At 37.9% G+C, this 18,827-nt stretch carries 22 protein-coding genes; 1 reads left to right on the top strand and 21 read right to left on the bottom strand.

Annotated features, from left to right (window positions below):
* Positions 1 to 16 precede the first annotated feature (16 nt).
* The 19 genes from FEE95_RS03590 to flxA form a co-directional block, all read right to left on the bottom strand.
* Positions 17 to 274 carry a phosphopantetheine-binding protein gene (locus tag FEE95_RS03590; protein ID WP_138656458.1) on the bottom strand — a complete coding sequence of 86 codons (258 nt, stop codon included), beginning with the start codon at positions 272 to 274 and terminating at the stop codon, positions 17 to 19.
* Between the two features lie 167 nt (positions 275 to 441).
* Positions 442 to 1,026, bottom strand: coding sequence for a 3-oxoacyl-ACP synthase (locus tag FEE95_RS03585; protein WP_138656457.1), 585 nt, complete (start codon positions 1,024 to 1,026; stop codon positions 442 to 444).
* 97 nt (positions 1,027 to 1,123) lie between these two features.
* Positions 1,124 to 2,188, bottom strand: a complete 1,065-nt coding sequence (locus FEE95_RS03580; RefSeq protein ID WP_138656456.1) for a methyltransferase — start codon at positions 2,186 to 2,188, stop codon at positions 1,124 to 1,126.
* A 49-nt stretch (positions 2,189 to 2,237) separates the two neighbouring features.
* Entirely contained in the window at positions 2,238 to 3,386 is a 1,149-nt protein-coding gene (locus tag FEE95_RS03575; RefSeq protein WP_138656455.1) for a beta-ketoacyl-[acyl-carrier-protein] synthase family protein, read from the bottom strand.
* Positions 3,379 to 3,804, bottom strand: coding sequence for an acyl-CoA thioesterase (locus FEE95_RS03570; RefSeq protein ID WP_138656454.1), 426 nt, complete (start codon positions 3,802 to 3,804; stop codon positions 3,379 to 3,381). Before FEE95_RS03570 ends, FEE95_RS03575 begins: the two co-directional genes overlap by 8 nt.
* A gap of 2 nt (positions 3,805 to 3,806) precedes the next feature.
* Positions 3,807 to 5,075 carry an ABC transporter permease gene (locus FEE95_RS03565; protein ID WP_138656453.1) on the bottom strand — a complete coding sequence of 423 codons (1,269 nt, stop codon included), beginning with the start codon at positions 5,073 to 5,075 and terminating at the stop codon, positions 3,807 to 3,809.
* The gene (locus FEE95_RS03560; protein ID WP_138656452.1) at positions 5,068 to 5,811 is read right to left on the bottom strand and encodes an ABC transporter ATP-binding protein; all 744 of its coding nucleotides are present in this window, start codon (positions 5,809 to 5,811) and stop codon (positions 5,068 to 5,070) included. Before FEE95_RS03560 ends, FEE95_RS03565 begins: the two co-directional genes overlap by 8 nt.
* A gap of 29 nt (positions 5,812 to 5,840) precedes the next feature.
* A complete protein-coding gene (darH, locus tag FEE95_RS03555) occupies positions 5,841 to 6,836 on the bottom strand; it encodes a BtrH-related acyltransferase DarH (protein ID WP_138656451.1) in 996 nt (331 codons plus the stop codon).
* Between the two features lie 3 nt (positions 6,837 to 6,839).
* Positions 6,840 to 7,241 (bottom strand): flexirubin biosynthesis protein DarG, encoded by a 402-nt coding sequence (DarG, locus tag FEE95_RS03550; protein WP_138656450.1) that lies wholly within the window; start codon positions 7,239 to 7,241, stop codon positions 6,840 to 6,842.
* 44 nt (positions 7,242 to 7,285) lie between these two features.
* Positions 7,286 to 7,744 (bottom strand): hotdog family protein, encoded by a 459-nt coding sequence (locus tag FEE95_RS03545; protein WP_138656449.1) that lies wholly within the window; start codon positions 7,742 to 7,744, stop codon positions 7,286 to 7,288.
* Positions 7,737 to 8,183: a hotdog family protein gene (locus FEE95_RS03540; protein WP_138656448.1), complete on the bottom strand. Its 447-nt coding sequence runs from the start codon at positions 8,181 to 8,183 to the stop codon at positions 7,737 to 7,739. Before FEE95_RS03540 ends, FEE95_RS03545 begins: the two co-directional genes overlap by 8 nt.
* Before the next feature lies 1 nt (position 8,184).
* Positions 8,185 to 9,318 carry a dialkylresorcinol biosynthesis protein DarB gene (gene darB, locus FEE95_RS03535; RefSeq protein WP_138656447.1) on the bottom strand — a complete coding sequence of 378 codons (1,134 nt, stop codon included), beginning with the start codon at positions 9,316 to 9,318 and terminating at the stop codon, positions 8,185 to 8,187.
* A 5-nt stretch (positions 9,319 to 9,323) separates the two neighbouring features.
* Positions 9,324 to 10,244, bottom strand: coding sequence for a CobD/CbiB family protein (locus FEE95_RS03530; protein WP_138656446.1), 921 nt, complete (start codon positions 10,242 to 10,244; stop codon positions 9,324 to 9,326).
* Positions 10,241 to 11,128 carry an LpxL/LpxP family acyltransferase gene (locus FEE95_RS03525; RefSeq protein ID WP_138656445.1) on the bottom strand — a complete coding sequence of 296 codons (888 nt, stop codon included), beginning with the start codon at positions 11,126 to 11,128 and terminating at the stop codon, positions 10,241 to 10,243. The genes FEE95_RS03530 and FEE95_RS03525 overlap by 4 nt, the downstream gene beginning before the upstream one ends.
* Positions 11,129 to 11,152: 24 nt before the next feature.
* The gene (locus FEE95_RS03520) at positions 11,153 to 11,395 is read right to left on the bottom strand and encodes a phosphopantetheine-binding protein (protein WP_138656444.1); all 243 of its coding nucleotides are present in this window, start codon (positions 11,393 to 11,395) and stop codon (positions 11,153 to 11,155) included.
* A gap of 2 nt (positions 11,396 to 11,397) precedes the next feature.
* Complete coding sequence (locus FEE95_RS03515; protein WP_171036969.1) at positions 11,398 to 12,618, bottom strand: beta-ketoacyl-[acyl-carrier-protein] synthase family protein; 1,221 nt, start codon at positions 12,616 to 12,618, stop codon at positions 11,398 to 11,400.
* Positions 12,619 to 12,642: 24 nt separating this feature from the next.
* On the bottom strand, positions 12,643 to 13,395 hold the full coding sequence (flxB, locus tag FEE95_RS03510; protein WP_138656442.1) for a flexirubin biosynthesis SDR family reductase FlxB: 753 nt from the start codon (positions 13,393 to 13,395) through the stop codon (positions 12,643 to 12,645).
* A gap of 15 nt (positions 13,396 to 13,410) precedes the next feature.
* Positions 13,411 to 14,538 (bottom strand): WG repeat-containing protein, encoded by a 1,128-nt coding sequence (locus FEE95_RS03505; RefSeq protein WP_138656441.1) that lies wholly within the window; start codon positions 14,536 to 14,538, stop codon positions 13,411 to 13,413.
* Positions 14,539 to 14,542: 4 nt separating this feature from the next.
* Positions 14,543 to 16,072 (bottom strand): flexirubin biosynthesis tyrosine ammonia-lyase FlxA, encoded by a 1,530-nt coding sequence (gene flxA, locus FEE95_RS03500; protein ID WP_138656440.1) that lies wholly within the window; start codon positions 16,070 to 16,072, stop codon positions 14,543 to 14,545.
* Positions 16,073 to 16,292: 220 nt separating this feature from the next.
* On the opposite strand from flxA, the gene FEE95_RS03495 reads away from it, so the two are divergent.
* Positions 16,293 to 17,534: an NAD(P)/FAD-dependent oxidoreductase gene (locus tag FEE95_RS03495; protein ID WP_138656439.1), complete on the top strand. Its 1,242-nt coding sequence runs from the start codon at positions 16,293 to 16,295 to the stop codon at positions 17,532 to 17,534.
* Between the two features lie 2 nt (positions 17,535 to 17,536).
* Here FEE95_RS03495 and FEE95_RS03490 read toward each other — a convergent pair whose 3' ends face one another.
* Complete coding sequence (locus FEE95_RS03490; RefSeq protein ID WP_138656438.1) at positions 17,537 to 18,148, bottom strand: hypothetical protein; 612 nt, start codon at positions 18,146 to 18,148, stop codon at positions 17,537 to 17,539.
* 61 nt (positions 18,149 to 18,209) lie between these two features.
* Positions 18,210 to 18,815, bottom strand: a complete 606-nt coding sequence (locus FEE95_RS03485; protein WP_138656437.1) for a hypothetical protein — start codon at positions 18,813 to 18,815, stop codon at positions 18,210 to 18,212.
* Positions 18,816 to 18,827 lie beyond the last annotated feature (12 nt).

The raw sequence follows: 18,827 nt of genomic DNA, 5'->3' as shown, positions 1-18,827 counted from the left end.
ATCTTAAGAGGTAATTTTATCTACTACGATTCTCCTCAATATAGGCAGCCATAGAATCTATTGATTCAAAAATAGTTCTCCCTTGTTTAGGGTCTGCTAATTTGATGCCATAATCCTTATCTAGCATTACAATAAGCTCTAAAGCATCAATGGAATCAAGGCCAAGTCCTTCTCCAAAAAGTGGGTCAGTATCAGCGATTTCTTCAATAGCAATATCTTCTAAGTTCAATTGCTCTATTATTTTTTCCTTTAATTCTAATTTCAGTTCGCTCATTGGGTATTGTTTTCCATTAAATCTTTCTTAGCCGGCCCAAGCCATGTTCTTTATTGCCATCTCTGCGTTAAAAAATGATTCCGTAGCTACTGCTATGCAATAATTTTTTGTCTTGACCTGACAAAAAATAACTGCGGCTTAACCGACACAAAAGATTTAATACAAAACTAATATAAACGGTTTATTTCAGCTTCAGAATGTACAAAAGTACCTTTCTTAGCAACAACGTACAAAAATGCATCATATTTTCCGTCATCAAAATTTACCCAACCGCAAAGTACTTTTTCTGACTTTTGTTCATCCAATAAACTATTGGCATAGGTATACAACGATTCTGCATTGAAACTATCAAAAACAAAAAAGCTATTTTCTGAAAAGAGTTGATGTCTGATGCTGATTTCACCTAAGCAAATGTTGGGAAGGGTATAAACGAATACAGCGGGACTAGGATAATCTTTAATCGATTCTTGATGCTTCCGGTCGGTGTCAAGGCTTGCTGCTTTGTTTGAAAGTACTAAGCCAACATTTTTTTCGGTTTCTTCTTTAAGAAGTACATCCGCAGCCAAAAAAGCGAGTTTGCTCAAATTATCCATCTTGAAAAACTTGGAATGGTTAATTTCAAGATGCTTGTAAGTCGCTTTGGCAAAATCTTTAAAACTATCATGTTTCTCGCTGTACAAAGAAATTCCATCTAAAGAAATATCGTTATTTCTGATATGGCAATATCGCTCTATGTGATAGTCGTTATTCAATAGAATTTACTCGATAATCGAGATTTAAAATGCTCCAACGCTTGCGTCGAAACCAATGTTAATTTTCCTTGTAATGCCTGGTGGGCTTGCCCCTAGGTTATTTATTCCTTTTACAAACAAACATCGTATGGAATTCGCCTACCTTTTTATCTGCTTCGATAGTCATGCCAACTTCTTTAACTAAAGTTTTGAACTCTTCAGCAGTGTACATCTTACTATTTCCGTTTGCTAATGCTGTAAAGTATAAAGAAGTTGCCTCGAGGGTTAGTTTTGCACTACCATATTTCTGACGGTCTGTATAAGTTTCGATAATAATCAATTCGGTATCGGCATCCATGGCATTCACAGCAACCTTTAATATTTTGAGAATCTCTTCTTTGGAAAAACAATCTAAAAACTGACTCATCCAAATCGTATCAGCACCACTAGGAATGGTTGGATTATCTGACAACCAATCAATCTCTGTGCCCGAAATTCGATTTTCAAAACCTTTGTTTTTTGCATTCTCCAAAGCTTTTGACAATTGTCCGGGTAAATCAAAAATATGGACGGCAACTTCATCGTCATAGGCGCAGCATAGGTTGGCAAATTTCCCTGTATTTCCGCCGATATCATAAAGGAGTTTGGGTTTCTTTTTGAAAACCGTTTCTAAAGCTTCCTCGAATATTTCATCGGAATAGTAATGGTCAAAATCAAACCAAGATTTTTGCTCTTTAGAGGTCAGTTGAGATAAACCTTCATAAATCGTTGGCCAATCTCCTAATTCTTTAAGTCCTGATGGCTTGCCAGTCTCAATGGCTTCTTGCAAATGGTATAAACCTTGGTAGCAAATATCTTGGGTAAAATTAATATTGGCAGAGGTCATTTGATTGTAGCTCAGAAAATAACCGATTTTGGTTAATTCATATTTGTTCGCTTCATCCTTGCACACAATATCTGCGCTTTCGGCAATCTCCAAAAGTACTCCAAGTCCGTATTCACTCACCGAAGTTCCTTTTGAAATTTCTTGAATGGTGACACCTCCTTTGGTATTATGCTCAAAAATGAAATCTAGCACGCCCAAATTCCGAAGTGATACCGTGGTCTGAAAAACAAATGGGGCGAAGGCAATTTTTTGAGCTTCTTGCAATGCATCAAAGGCCTTCATTGGTTTTTTTGACATTCTACTATCCTTAATTCTCTACAGTTTTTTGCTGCGCGAATTTAAGAAGTTATTCGCTAACTTTTTGAAAAATGGCTGCTGTATTACAACCCCCAAAGCCAGAGGCAGTTTTTAAAAAGGTACTGATTTCTTTTGGGGTAGTAGTTTCAATAATATGTAAAGGCTCTGAAACACCAAGTTCTCGAAATCCAAGTGAGGCGAACAAAGTGTTTTGATTTAACGAATGCATACCGATAATAGTTTCCAATAAACCAGAGGCGCCGAGGGTATGCCCGAAATATCCTTTCAAACTATTAAGCGGTGTATTTTGTAAACCGGAACGATTGAAGGCAATTGCCTCCATTTCGTCATTAAAATTGGTAGCCGTGCCATGAGCTGATATGTAATCGATGTGCTCGGGATAAACTTTTGCTTGCTTTAAAGCAGATTCTACACTTCGATGTAGTCCTTCACCCGTTCTTGAAGGACCTGAAATATGGTTGGCATCGTTGCAGGATGCTTCACCAAGGGCAACGACCGATTCGTTGACCAATTTTGTCGAATCTTTGGTGACCAGAACACTCGCTGCGACTTCTCCGATGTTAATTCCTGTTCTGGTTTTACAATATGGACGGCACGGTTCATTGCTCAATGCTTGGAAAGCGTTAAAACCTGAAAGAATAAATTCGGTAACCAAATCTCCACCAACCACAAACACATGGTCAAAGGTGTTTTGATTGATAAATCGTTTGGCAACTGTTAAGGCTAGTACCCCTGAAACACAGGCATTGGATAAGACAATAGCATCATTTTGAAACCCGAAAAAGGATTTGATTTTTTCTCCGAGGGATGCCAAATAAGCTCGCTCTTCAGGAAAATCACTTCCATTTTCTAACACATCAATATTTCCTTTGGTTGTGGAAATGATGAGTCCGACACGTTGATTTATTTCAAGTCCAGATTGTTTAATCGTATCCGCTAGTGAAACCAGAAGCATTTTTTCAAGTCGCGTATGTTTTTCTTCGGGATGTAAATCTTGGTATTTTCCTTCAAGTTCGTCTTGCGGAATTCGAGATGAATAAAAAGGATTTGGGAGGATATTTTTATCATCAACCAATTGCAATCCGGAAACCTCATTACTTATATTTTGGATTGCCGAGGCACTATTAAATCCGTAGGAAGAAACAATATTGTTGTATGAGAGGTAGACTTTACTCATCTAAAAGACCAACTTTTTGTTTCCATTCCCGGAAGAAATCAGGGATTTCCAGAGACATTTCCCCAAAGAGCTCTACAAAGACCTGAACGGTCTCTCCTGTGCAGACGACTTTCTCTTCAGGATTTAAAATCTCATATTTGAAAACCATTTTGGCAGCGGCAGAATCAACATAGGTCGTTTTAATCGTAGCTACATCACCATACTTCAAAGGTAGTTTGTGCTCACAAAGGGACTTGACAATGGGTGTGGAGAATTTGTGTTTCTCTTGGTCCAAATATGAGATGCCATGATGACGCCCAAAAGCCTCGCGACCATCTTCAAAATACTGAATATAATTGCCATGCCAGACGATTCCTAAGGGGTCACATTCTGTAAATCGAACACGAAAGTTACTTGTAAAACTAATTTCCTTCTTCATTATTAAACTGCATTTTTTCTTTCATTGTAGACAATGGCTATTGCAGCTGTTGCCACAAAGAACAAAAATAACAAGGATATTTCAGGCAGAAGTTCACTAAATCCAATATTCCTTAAAAAAACATCGTAAAAGGCTTCAAGTCCCCAATTCATCGGAGACAATTTTGAGAGTGTCTGCATAAAACTAGGCATTGCAAATACGGGAACCCAAACACCACCGAGTGCAGCTAGAATAACAACGAAAGTAGCTCCAAATGGTGCAGATTGTTCTTGAGATTTGGCAATAGTGCCAAGTAAGAGACCAAGGCCGATAGCGGCTAAACCTGCAAAAAATGCGACTACAAATAGCATCGGAACCTTTCCAGCAACATCCAATTTAGGCAGTCCAATATTAGGGAATAGGTATACACCAATGAGTAACATCAGTCCAAATTGCAGTAATGAAACACAAAGGTAAACCAGCGTTTTTCCAGCTAAAACGGTTGCGTAGGAAATTGGATTTGTACGTAATCGAACAAAAGTACCTTGGTTCTTTTCTTTAACCATATTTATGGATAAAGGAAGAATTATAAAGAAGATGGCAAAAAGCGTCCAAGCAGGAATATTGTGCTGGGTAGAATTTGGAATCACCGCTTTTTCTCTGTCTTCAGGACCGATTTCCTTGAAAGTGATAAAACTTTCAGTATCAAATATAACTTCAGAGGGGTCATCGGTAACTTGCTGCTGAAATGCCTTGTAAATACTTTGCGTCTCGACCTTGGCAATCATTTGATCAATTCCATTTTTAATGGAACTCTTAAAAGTATACTGCGTAGCGGGGTCAAAATAAAGTCTAACTTCTTTTGGCGAGAGAATAGTTTTTAGAGGAACAATACTATCTTCTTCCAAACCAAACTTGGCAAGCATGCCTGTCACATTTTCATTTACTTTTTTATCTAAATCTTTTGAAAGGTTTTCGGGAATGACAATTGCTAATTGAAAATCTCCTTTGTTGACCAATGCTGCTGCTTCGGTTTCAGAAGTATTTTCAATGAGCTCTAAAGTGTTTGATTCAACCAGGCCTTGGTAAATTGTTTTAGAGATATCACCTTGGTCCTGATCTACCCAAAGCACTGGAATTTTAGTTTCTTTTAGTGTTTTGAAAGTTCCGTCTTGAATAATGGTTATGGTAATAACCAATAAAATTGGCATCAAAAATAAAACGGACAATCCACCTAAGTCCCGGGTGAGGAGCAAAAACTCTTTGTATGCGGAAGCCCAAATTTTATGCATGGTCGCGAAGGGCTTTTCCTGTAATAGCTAAAAATACATCTTCCAGATTTCTGGCATATTGATAGGATGAAACTAGATCTTTAGGTTTTCCTTTGGTAATGATTTTTCCGTTATCAATGATGGCAACCCGCGAACAAAAGCTCTCTGCTTCATTCAAATGGTGGGAGGTGTAAATCATAGTTGTACCCGCTGCATTCAATTGTTTCAGATGTTCAATAATTACATTTTTCGACTGTACATCAACACCTACGGTGGGTTCATCTAAGAACAAAACTTTGGGTTCATGTAGAATACTTGCGATAAGATTGATACGCCGTTTCATCCCTCCTGAAAATGTACTAATCTTTTTATTCGCAAAATTAGATAAGCCAAGGGTTTTAAGAAGCTCGTGAATCTTTTCTTTTAAAGTGTTTCCTTTAAGGTTGTAGGTGCTTCCAAAATAGGAGAGGTTTTCAAAAGCTGTTAAAGAGGGGTAGAGTGCATATTCTTGGGGTACGATTCCGATGAGTTGTTTGAGCTCCTTTTTATTTTCTTGAAATGTTAGTCCGTTAATTGAGAAGGAACCTGAGGTAGGTTTTATCAATGAACTGAGCATTGATATCAAGGTAGTTTTACCGGCTCCATTAGGGCCTAATAATCCAAAAATCTCTTTTTTGTCAATGTTCAAATCCAAATCAGATACCGAAAAGCCTTCGGCGCCTTTGTATTTTTTTGAAAGCTGATTGATTTGAATCATTTATCCTTTTAAGTTCCCGAAAGGGCATTTTATACTGCTTTTTTTAATCTTTTGAAAAAGCTTTCCTCCAAATTGGCAATGTGTTCTAATTGGTCTGCAATTTTGTTATATCCATCACTCTGCGAACTCCTGTTTTTATATATTCGAGAAGCATCGACCGCAAAATCACGCCATAGGTCTCCTATTTCAGTCATTTCTTTAGAGAGTTCAGAGAGCTGATTGTTGTTCAAAACTTTACTAGCTTCCTGAAGGAATGCAGCGTATATGTATCTAAAACCTCCTCCGCCAGTGCCAATCTCTTCCTGCATACGGACAATCTGTCCCAGATAGTGATTGGTTCTTTTGGTTCCGACTTTCTCCGGCCATTTTCTAATGTTTTTAACCACCCATCTTATTGCTTTAACGCCGACAATGGGAACCGGAGCCGTCATATCGCGGCAAGTTTGTTTGATTCCTTTTACTATAGCCTTTTCTAAATCTAGTTTTTCCGGAAAAGCAATGGGGTAATACATATGTCCTTTAGGAGCCATTGTACCTTTGGCGAAGCGAACTTTTTCCAATTCTTTTTCTGTGAGGGAGGTTACATGTTCAATAACGGGGTCACTAATCAAATAACGGTCATTTTCTTTTCCATAAACCACCATATTATGTGCATTGAAATGAAAGCGATATTCATCAGGAAAATAAACTAAATTATAAACACCAACCTGCAAACCTACGGGGTTGTTATTTTTAAGATTTTCATCTAATCTTGCTTTAGCTACTTTTGGGTCCTTAAATTTTTCTCGTTTTATTTTAACACCAACTCGCTTAGCAAAACGCTTGAAAATGAGTCCAGGAAGTATTCGGTAGGTAAAGACAGGTGCGTGGTCTACCTTTAAAAATGGTAAGTAACTGAAAAGTAATCCAGAACCAATACCGAAAACCATAGGTTCGCTAACTTCAAATCCGTTATGGCGCATAAGGTTAGATACCACCCCGTTTTCACAATGGGCGGATTGGTTGTGTTTAAAATCTATCTGCATGTGTTAGGCCTTGATGTTTTTTAGTTGTTCTACGCTAATCTCAAAAACATCAGCATATTTTTGTAGTTTTTTTGAATTCAATCTCTTAAAGACGGAAGGTTTAAAGTGCCTTTTAACCTGCCACTGCCAAAATCCGGCATAACTGGCTAATATAGGAACATCCATTTTATTCAATTCCATGTAATATTCGATGGGACTAGTTTCGTTGTTAAGAACTTTTATTTTGGCATCTTCAGCCCTTTCTTTAATCTGCTCCAAAGCGTTATTTAAAGCTATGGTCTTGGGGTCCCAACCTGTACTAACTTCCGTCGTGTACTCACCGTTTTCATCTATGGCATAATACATTTCGCGTATGTTCGCAGTTTCGAGTTTGCTTTCATCTTGTGGTACGTCCTCCTTTTTCAACTGTCTCGGTTTTTGATGTTGCGAAATACATCCTTGGGATGTATTTAAACTTCATGAATTAAGAAGTTCATTGTACAATTTACGACTAAATCGTCATTTCTAAAAGAAGAGGCTTCGATAGTGCAAATGCTCATTTCGCCGGTATCATATCTAGAAACAAGGGAAGCTTTCGTGACAAGGGTGTCTCCGATTTTCGGCAATAGGGATATTTCGGCTTTTTTAATAGCGCTTATATAGCCTACCACTTTATTTCCTTTACCCTCATGATCGTCGTCGTCGAAAAAATCTTGTCCAGTTATTGCAGAACAAGCCTGGGCCGCATTTTCTATTAGTCCGGCTTCGGAAAAATACCCATTTTTATCTGTGAAAATAGATGCTTCTTTAATTTTAAATTGTGTTTCTACGGATTCACCGTCAAGATAAGGCACTTTACATTCCATCAACATCGGAGTTCGATGGGGTAGAAAGTTTTCTATCTTGACATTATGCCGAGGTTTACGCATTTTCAGGAGCTAGAGCTGTTTTCATTTCACTTTGAGCAATTAGTAGCCCATCACATACAACTTTAGCGTGAACCAAAGTGACTCCCATAATATCATGAATTATTTCAACTGAAGTGGTCAATTCTTTTGAAATACGTGGTAATTCAAAAATTTCAGCCTTTTTGATTGCACCGATATATCCAGTTGGAGCCGGTTTTTGTGCTAAAAAATATTTGTAGCCGGTATGAAGTGCGATGGTCTGCGCCATATTTTCGATGAGTCCCGGTTCGGAAAAATCACCATTATTGGTCAAAATGTTTTCTTCGGAAATGGTAAGGCTTGATATTATTTTTTTATCAGAGTAAAAACGTAATTTGTCAACCATAACAAATGGTTTCTTCTGTGGAATCAAAGTGAGTAGAAAATCGTAATCAGTAATTTCGTTTTCTAGCAGATTCATTTTAGCAGACTGTTAAATAGGCATAGGTATATGCAAATCGAGCGCTTTCCGGAACGTGCAGTAAAATTTTGTCTCCTTTTTTAAGTTTCCCAGAACCTTTTAATTCTTCTAGCATTAGATAGATAGAAGCTGCACCGACATTACCAACATTTTCTAGATTCAAGAACCACTTTTCCCATGGCATTTCGATTCCTTGCAGTTTCAATTCTTCGTAAAGCCTTTCCCTGAAATAATATGAAGAAATATGCGGAAGATAATAGTCAACATCGTTAGGGTTGATATTATTTTTTGCACAAGCATGTTTGAGACTGTCAACACCTTTTACCAAGATATTATCTCCAAGAAGTCGGGTGTCTTGTTTCATGGCAAAAAGCGCTTTTTCACCCCATACTTCCGCAGGATATTCACTCCATGCTTTCAAATTGCCATCTTCTAATTTCTCACCTCCGGCATACATGCAAGTTTCCATCTCAAAAGCATATGAATAGCCTTCCATCCACTCTATTTTGAGCGCATTTTCACCCTTAGGCTCATTTTCGAGCAACATGGCTCCGGCGCCATCCGAAAGCATCCATCGTAAAAATTCCTTATTAAAGCCAAGAATAGGATTTTCTTCCAGGGTCTTTAAATGGGCAACTTCATTTTCAAATACATCAGACCGCATCCATGACGAAGTTCGTTCCGAACCAGCACAAACAGCGTTGTTGACCTGTCCGGTTTTGACGGACATATATCCATATTTCAAGGCATTCATTCCTGAACAACATGCTCCTGAAGGGGAATTGATTTCTAGATTCCCATTCTTTAGAAATCCATGTACCATGGCCGTATGTGAAGGAAGAATCTGATCAGGACTAGAAGTGCCACATGATAGTAATTCGATATCCTCTTTTGAAAAATCGTCGTCACATAATTCTTCTACTGCAGCAGCAGTTAACTGGGCATTGTTATGTGTAACATTACCTTTGTCATCAATTGCGTAATAACGCTGTTTGATTCTGTTATTGCGAAGTACAATTCTCCTTGCTTTCGACGCTTTACCAGCAATAACACCCAATTTTTCCTCCATCTTATCATTGTCAATGGGATTGTTGGGTAAGAACTTGGCTATTTTGGTAATGTAAACGTCTTTCATCAACTCTACTTTAAATAAACAGAGGAAAAATATTTCCGCTCTCTATTTCTTTTTTGGTACGTGGGCAAATAAGTCAGCAAAAATACAATAAAAACTATTGGTGCTATGACCCAGATTGCAAATTTCAAATAAAATTTGAAGAATCCAATCCATTTTAACCGTTTTGGATTTTTAGGTCCGCCTTTCTTTATTAAAAAATTGGCCCATTTCCCAAAAAGTACATTGCCTCTTGCGTCGGTCATTACCAAATATGGATTTACTTTGACCGCGTCCAAGGCTAATAAATCATCTTGAAGTGTTTTGAAATTGTTTGATAGTAGTGCTTCCTTTATTGGTTTTCCAAATTTGGAGGAGCCGTTGATTTCTTTATCTGAAACCCCGGGCTTTGGAAAAATACCCCACATACGTTCTTTTTTTCCAGAGAACATCCAATGTTCAATAGTGATTACGCTGACATGATTTACATGACGATCAACTAAGGCAATATGACCCGTATGGTCGGCTTGGTTTTCTGCCAAAAGACGTTTCACCTTTTCTTGCGCTTGAATCCACATATTTCTGCAGGCAACAACAGTTACAACAGGTGTATTCTTCATTAATTTCTTTCCGATTTCCGATTTTAGGAAAGCATTAATTGGAGGTGAGGGTGTTAGAAACCAAACTTGATAACCAAGTAGTATCAAGTCGTATTTTTTATTGAGAGTTTCTTCTTCTGGAGGGTGTATTTTGGAAGGAATTTGGAGAAAAGATTCTGGAAAAGCATCATAAAATCTATCCTTAGTCCAAGGAAAAGGAAATGGTTCTTCAAGAGTTATCCTATAATAGGAAATATTGACATCATTATCTTTAATTGTAGAAGTAATATTTTCAAGTATATCAAATAACTGCCCCGATTGTGTGTAGTATACGACTAAGATTTCCTTCATGAGTTCTTTCTATCTTTCCAAAAATCGTAATAATTAAACCATTGTAAAGGATATTTCTTCAAAATCCACTCCATACTTTGAGTATATTCCTTCAAAAGCCCTTGGGCATCACGAGCCTTAAACTCCGCTGTTCTAGCATAGAGGTCGTAATGACGTTTCTCTCCCTTCATAAAATACACAAATAATACGGGCATATTCAGGCGAGATGCCAACAAATAGGGGCCCATTGGAAAGCTAGCTTCTTTGCCTAGAAAAGATTCATTCAAAACTTTGCCTCCTGGCATATACCGGTCTCCAGTAAAAACAACTAAGCCACCTTCATCAATAGCTTTGTGTATCTCAAAAATATGTGACATATCGTCTTTTACCACTATAAATTTCAGATGTGATTTCACTGAAATTTGTTCCATATATTCTTGAATATTCTCATGCTCCGCCATGGTAGTAACCATGCTTATTTTAGAAATGGAGTATCTGTCTTCTAAAAAATAATGGGATATCTCAAAGTTACCGACATGGCCACTTATTAAAATACCTCCTTGATTTTTCTTAAGTAAATTGTCTATGTGTTCAATGCCATCATGGGTGTAGGTGAACTTATGGCGTAATCCGGTAGAAATAGCAACCTTGTCAGTCAATGTCTTGCCAAAGGTGTAGTAACTTTTATAGATGCTTGCTAAACTTTTTCCTATGGAATATTTATGTCTTTTTCTGAAGTAGTTATACGTGTCTTTATTGCTTCTCGGAGAGAATAATACATAATAGAAAATTACCAGGTGAAGTATAAAGTAAGCTGAACCAATACCAAAATTACAAAGGAAGAAAATATATATTTTGTACCCTAAGAGCGTACCTCGCGATTTGCCTTCCCATTCCGTTGCCATTTCTCGGGTTTTCTTGAAAATAGGTTAGCCTAATTTTCTTTCGATCAAATCGTAAAAATTTTGAAGTGTAAGAACGTTTACAAAATCCTCACCAACTAACTTCACACCAAAATTACTTTCGACAGCTACAACTAAATCAACAAAATCTAAACTATCCAGACCAAGTGTGTCCTTAAGATTTGCATCGGGGGAGATGTCATCTTCCTCAACTTCGAATTCATCGATAAGGAAAGCATCAATTTTTTCTATAATAACTTCTTTGTTCATAGCTAAAGAACACTTTTAATAATTAGGGCAGAATTGGTGCCACCAAATCCAAAAGAATTGGACAAAAATACATCAATTTTTTTATTTAAGGTTTTCTTAACAAGGTTTAATTTTTGAGAATCTTCATCAGGATTTTCAAGGTTTATATTTGGAGCAACGAAGGAATTTTGCATCATTAACATGGAGTAAACGACCTCACTGGCCCCCGCCATCCAACACTCATGACCTGTCATCGATTTGGTCGAGCTCACAGGCGGATTTGATTCGCCAAAAACATCAAAAATAGCCTTTGCCTCGTTGCCATCACCAACTGGGGTAGAAGTAGCATGTGCATTTACATAGTCGATTGCTGAGGCTTTTATCTCAGCTTGTTCCAAAGCTTTTCGCATCGCCCGAGACGGGCCGTCAACGTTAGGCGTGGAAATATGGTCGCCGTTTGATGAAAATCCATATCCAATAATTTCACCTAGAATAGGTGCGCCTCGTTTTACTGCTGATTCGTAGCTTTCTAATATTACGGTAGCTGCTCCTCCGCTTGGCACTAAACCATTTCTTTTGCTATCAAAGGGTCTTGATACTTTGGAAGCTTCATTGCCACCGGTAGCAAAAACCCCTAAACCGTCAAACGATGCCATTGCAATCGTATTTATTTCTTGAGCGCCCCCAGCAATAATACAATCTTGCAACCCACTTTTTATGAGATGGTAAGCCGTTCCAATAGAGTGGGAACCGCTAGCACATGCAGCACTTATGGTAAAATTTACTCCCTTAAGTTTAAAGATGGTCGACAGGTTCATAGTAACAGTCGAGTTCATTGCTTTAAAAACAGCTCCTGACCCGACTAGTGTCGTATCACCTTTTTCTTTGATTTTGTCAACTGAATCTACGGTTGATTTCGCTGTACTATCATTGCCATAAATAATACCTACTTCATTTTCATCTAAAAAGGCTTGATCGATTTTGGCATTTTCAAGCGCTTCTCGAGTTGCGGTGTAAGCATAAGCCGCTTCTTCACCCAGGCTTAGACGCTGTCTTCTTGAAAGATAGGGCTTAAGGTCTGGCTCTTCGACCATACCTGTAAACGCAGAACGGTACCCAAAGTCAACACGATTTTGGTCGAATATGATTCCAGATTTACCTTGATATAATGAATCTTTTACCTCGTCTAGGTTTTTACCTATACAAGAATAAATACCCATGCCCGTTATAACGACTCTTTTCATTATTGCCCCTTTGTATCGTTAGAATTAAGAATAAATACCGCCGTTGATGTTAATAGTTTCGCCAGTTATGTAAGATGCCTTTTTTGAAATTAAAAAAGAAACCACGTGTGCTACTTCTTCGGCTTCCCCAAATCGATTTGCAGGAATCATTGCTTTGAGTTCCTTCTCATTGAGTTCGCTGGTCATATCGGTTTTAATAAAACCTGGCGCAACGGCATTTACAGTAACGTTTCTTTTGGCGACTTCTTGTGCTAGCGCTTTAGTAGCTGCTATAACTGCACCTTTTGCGGCGGAATAATTGGTTTGACCAGGGGTTCCTTTTAATCCGGAAACGGAAACCATATTTACAATTCTTCCATATTTATTCACCAATAGTTTTTGAATCAGGTGATTGGTAACATTGAAAAACCCGTTGAGACTTGTATTGATAACCGAAGACCAATCTTCTTTTGGCATCCACATGAAAAGGCCATCTTTTGTAATACCTGCGTTGTTTACCAAGGCTTCAATAATGGCATCGGGGTTTGCCTCTTCCCAAGTCGTTAATGCGGATTGTACCACTTCAGCATCAATTACATTAAATTGCATGATTTCTCCAGATGCACCAGCCTGTTGAACCTCCTTCAAGGTTTCAAGAGCAGCTTCTTTATTACTATTATAATTTATGAGTATATGGTAATCAGAATCTTTCGCTAATCGTATGCATACAGCTCTTCCGATACCGCGTGAACCCCCGGTTATCAACGCACACTTTTTCTTTTCTTTCTTTTCCGCCATTAACTTCTTTTATTTTTATTTTACCGACTCAAAAGGCTCAGCATTTTCGAACCATTTGTCAGCCAATAGTTTTCCCGTCTTATCAAGAAAACCCCATCCTTTTTTTGATTTAACCCGTGCTAAACCATTAATGAATCCTTTTGAATCTCGTCCTGAAATGAAGGCAAATCCAGCGGTAATATCATACTCCATTGGAATAACTAAACTACCTGTCTTGTCAATAAAACCCCATCTTTTGTCTTTAACTGGAGCCATTCCATCTGAAAAAACTTCCGCATCTCTGTAAGAGGCCTCAATTACCATTTTACCACTTTCATCGATGTAGCCCCACATTTTTCCGTTGGCTACAGGTGCCAATCCGTCTACAAATGCTCTTGCTTTTTCGTAGCTGGGTTCTATTACCCATTCTCCTTGGCTATTCACAAAACCTATTTTTTTGCCCTTTCTGGCATAAGCTAGCTTTGAATCCCCTTTAAATCCCCAAACCTTGTCCGCACCTTCAATGACATTAAAAGTTCCATTTGAGACGATGCCAAAAGCCTCTCCTTTTCGCGCATCTACACCCGCTGGGGTCCAAGTATTTCCTAAAGCGGTATATTCGGCAGGAATAACAAGCTCTCCTGTCTTATCAATCATTCCCCAAAGGTCATTCTTCTTCACCTTTGCGTGCCCATTTCTAAATTTTTTAATGGCGTCAAAACTGGGTTCCAAAACTACTTTTCCATCAGGTCCAATCAAACCGATTTGGTCGTTTGCCCGGTAGAATGCTACGCCATCATTAAAGTCAAAATATTTGTCAGCTACGGGGGCATCTATTTTACTTCCTGTTTTATCGATGTAATACCAGTTGTCATCTTTAAGAACTAGCGCAACACCAGAATTAAAGTATTTTACTTTATCGTATTCAGGTTGAATTGCCCATTCTCCAGAAGTGTTAATAAATCCCCACATGTCATCTTTTTCAGCCGCGGCCATTCCATCGGAGAAACTTTTTGCGTCATCAAATTGAATCGGAATAGCAAATTCCCCTGATTTGTTGATATATCCTGCCTTTTTTCCCTCCTTAACAAGAGCTAATTCTTGTCCGAAGCATAAAAAGGAGCCTAAAACTAAAGTGAATAAAAAAGTGATTTTTGATTTCATACTGTTATTTATTTTCATGATTAATAATATAGTTCTTTACTTCATTTACAAAAGGATACATTACCAAATCCTCTTTAAACGGGGGAACTATTTTACGCACAGCATCATACATCATTTTGGTTTTTGAAGAAACCTTATCTTGAACCTTAAGGTACTCAATGGCCTGAACCACGGTAATCATTTCGATTGCCATTACTTCAAAAGCATTTTCAATCACCCTTTTTGTAATTAGTGCAGCATTTGTACCCATACTTACAATGTCTTGGTTGTCATTGTTATTGGGAATGCTGTGCACATACATTGGGTTTGATAACATCTGATTTTCGGCGGTTGTGGAAGTTGCAGTAAACTGAACTCCCTGCATACCGAAATTCAAACCTAACTCTCCTAAATTTACAAAAGGAGGAAGAATATCATTTAATTTGGAGTTCATTAAATAGTTGAGTTGTCTTTCAGCTAGCATGCTCAATTTTGTAACAACTATTTTTAATTTATCCATTTCTAGAGAAACGTAATCACCATGAAAATTACCACCGTGATATACATGTTTCTTTTTTAGGTCTATTATCGGATTGTCATTGGCCGAATTCACCTCTTCTATCATTACGCGCTCCACATCATTCAAAGTATCTAAAACCGGTCCTAAAATTTGCGGAACACAGCGAATGGAATAGTATTCTTGTACTTTTTCCTCAAAGACTTTGACTCCATCATTGTTGGTGTATAGGTGATGCTCACGCTTTCTCGTCAAAGTACTATCACGAAGGTGACTTCGCATTGAACGTGCAATTTCTCGTTGTCCCTGATGTTTTTTCGTGAGGTTCAGTTCAAATGACAAATGGTCGTCATAAGCTTCCATGATTTCGTTAATGGCAGATGAACAGGCTATCATCCATTCTAGTAATCTCCGTGTGTAAATTGTGTTTACTACTCCGATACCGGTCATAACAGAAGTCCCGTTTATCAAAGCAAGACCTTCCCGAATTTCTACGGCAATTGGAGTTATTCCTTCCTTCTCGAAAACTTCTTTTGTACTGGTTCGTTCGTCCTTGTAGAAAACCTCTCCTTCACCAATTAAAACCAAAGCAAGGTGTGCTAATTGTACTAAATCACCACTTGCTCCCACACCGCCGTGTTCATAAATAAGTGGAATTATGTCTTTGTTAATCAAAGAAGTCATCACTTCGATAACTGATGTATTAACACCTGAATGACCTAAGCTAAGGGTGTTTAGCCGGGCCAACATGGCTGCTTTTACATATTTGGGTGCAATTGGATTTCCTGTACCTGAAGCGTGACTGCGAATAAGGTTATACTGTAACTGAATTCGCTCTGAATCCTTTATTTTATACTGAGCCATAGGGCCGAAACCCGTATTTACTCCGTATATAACTTTGTTTTTAGAAAACTCTTGAAGAAAATCAAAACTTTCTTGAACCGTATCTAAAACTGCTTGGTCCACTGAAAGTAATTCATCTTTGAAAATAACTTTGTAAAATTCGTCTATTCCTAACTTTCCTTTAATCTCTGGCATTTATCGTTGGTTATGTTGGGGAATTCTCACTAAAACTGAATAAAAATAGTTAATTTGGTATGCAAATTTAGAATAATTCATGAAGAAGAGGTCTTTATCTTAACTTTCCTGGATTAGAAAGTTCGGTTTTTTATAATTTGTTGTAAATGAGAGCCTATTTTAACTCAAATGGCCTTCATTTATTAGTGCCAGAATTGCGAAAAAGAAAACATTCACCCCTATGAAAAATGAAAATGTCGATGTTTTAATTATTGGAGCGGGTCCGTCAGGAAGTGTTGCCGCGGGGTATCTCCATAAGGAAGGTTTCAAGATAAAAGTGGTAGAAAAGAATAAATTTCCACGTTTTGTTATTGGAGAAAGCTTGTTGCCGCGTTGCATGCATCATTTTGAGGAAGTCGGTTTATTAGAAGCTCTAAACGCCAAGCAGTTCGAAATCAAAGGGGGAGCCCGATTTATGCGAGACGGACAAATCTGTAATTTTGATTTTAGCAAAAAACATACGGAAGGTTGGGATTGGACATGGCAAGTGCCTCGTGCCGATTTCGATAAAACCCTAACAGATAGTCTGGAGGCAAAAGGGGTTGATATCGATTTTGAAAAAGAAGTGGTTGCGGTTGATTTCGAGGGAAGTATTTCCACCACAACAATCAAAGATATAGATGGAAACTTGTCCACCGTAACTGCAAAATATATTATTGATTCTAGTGGTTTTGGAAGGGTACTTCCTAGGTTATTGGATTTAGATGCACCTTCAGAAATTCCAAAACATTCTTCAATCTTTACTCATGTTAAGGAAACGAATCGGCCGGAAGGACGAGAGGGAACCATCATTACTTTTGATATTGTGAGTCTGGAAACTTGGTTGTGGGTAATTCCTTTTTCTAATGGTTACACCAGTATTGGTTATGTTGGCCCCACTGAATATTTAGAATCTTTTGAAGGTGATAATACGCAGAAGCTTCAAGAAATGATGAAACTTTCTGATTATTATTTTGACCGTTTCGAAGGACTCGAATACGAGTTTGAACCTAAGATGATAAAGAACATTGCTAAATCTGTAAAGCAGATGTACGGAGAAGGGTATGTTTTGACGGGAAATAGTGCAGAGTTTTTAGACCCTGTTTTTTCCTCTGGAGTTACCTTTGCCACTGAATCGGCAATTACCGCAGCGAAATTGATTGCTCGAGAGTTGAAAAATGAATCTGTGAATTGGGAGATTGAGTATTCCGATTATATAAAAGGAGGGGTTGATGTTTTTTCAACTTACGTGAAAGAATGGTATACTGGAAATCTACAAACCATTTTCTTTCATGAAAAGGAAAACCCTGAAATTAAAAGACAAATTTGTGCTGTTTTAGCCGGCTATGTTTGGGATGAAACGAACCCATTTGTGAAAAACCATCATCGGTTGGTCAAAGCAGTTGCTCATATTGCAAATATGGAGCAAGAGGCAACGAGCTAGCCTTATGTTTTTCTAGATAAATGTTTTGAGAGTCCGCGTCCAAGTTCCGCATAAGCTGACATTATGCGGTCGTAGTCATCTTTGCTGGCTCCACGACTATGAACATCGACCATTTCTGTAGCATATAAAATTTCATTCGGAGCGTCTGACTTGTAAATTTGAATTGTGACCTCTAAACGTGCATCTTTTTTAAAGAAAAAATTACTGTTTCCTATGTCTATTAATGAGGTTCTTACCACCATAGTGTATTCTGCATCTGAGACATTTCTGGCAACTGTGACTTGCTTTTCCTTTAGGTTGAAAAAATTGAATTCCTGAATGAATTTAGGTTCAAATAATTTTTCTCTGTTGGAAAACCAGTGATTCTTAAATGTTTCACCTGTCCCTGATTCTTTCTTGTCTTTTTTTCTGGCATGCATTTCCAAAAATGCCTCCTCAGAAGAATATTTCGGAATCTCAAGATTCTCTGCATACTCGAAAATTATATTATAACGCTCAACGCCATATATAGATTCTAAACTACCCAAATCCGTTTTAAAAATTTGCGCATGAGCAGTCATGACAATAGTCATGAAGAGAATAACAGAAATTAGTTTTCGATTAGAAAATTCCATGGTCAAAGTAAAATGCAGGTATTAAATATATTACCTGCATTTTACAAAACCAAGGGTATTATTAAAAAGCTTTTTTTAGAATCAACTTTGCCAGTGATTTAGCCGTTTTTGCATATCCTTCACCAACTCGACTTTCATTGCTATAATTGTTTCCCCACTGGTCACCTGGTGCATTTTTGCTGCTCACCTCCAATAACACATTGTCTTTGTTAGCAGTTTCCACAAACTTTAAATTCGTGCTAACCTTCGCATGCTGCTTCATAATACCAGCATCCCACCCTGGATATAGCCATATTGTTTCAACTATTAAGGTATACTTTGCATCAGAAAGATCTTCAGCAAAATAAATGTCTTCTTTTTCCCCCAAGTACTTGTTCATCAGCTCAAGGAATTTTGGGTTCCAAATTAACTCCCGGCTTGAGTTCCAAGCTTTTTCCCATGTTTTTCCTTTTCCACGGGTTTTTTCTTCAAGGTCCCCCGATCGCTTGGTAACATACTCATCATTGGTGAAATTCTCTTTCATCAACTTCATATTACTGTAGTCAAATTCGACATTAACTTCTTTTTGCCCTGCGATGAAATCAAAAGCCCCTTGCTCCACTTTCATTTTTTGGGCATAAACTGAAGTGCAAACTACTGCCAGCACTACTGTAAAATACTTTTTCATTTTTATAGATAT

Source organism: Maribacter algarum (ex Zhang et al. 2020) (genome assembly GCF_005885635.1).
Lineage (GTDB): Bacteria > Bacteroidota > Bacteroidia > Flavobacteriales > Flavobacteriaceae > Maribacter_C > Maribacter_C algarum.
The sequence above is the reverse complement of the archived record's forward strand: the minus strand, read 5'-3'. Positions and strand labels throughout refer to the sequence as shown.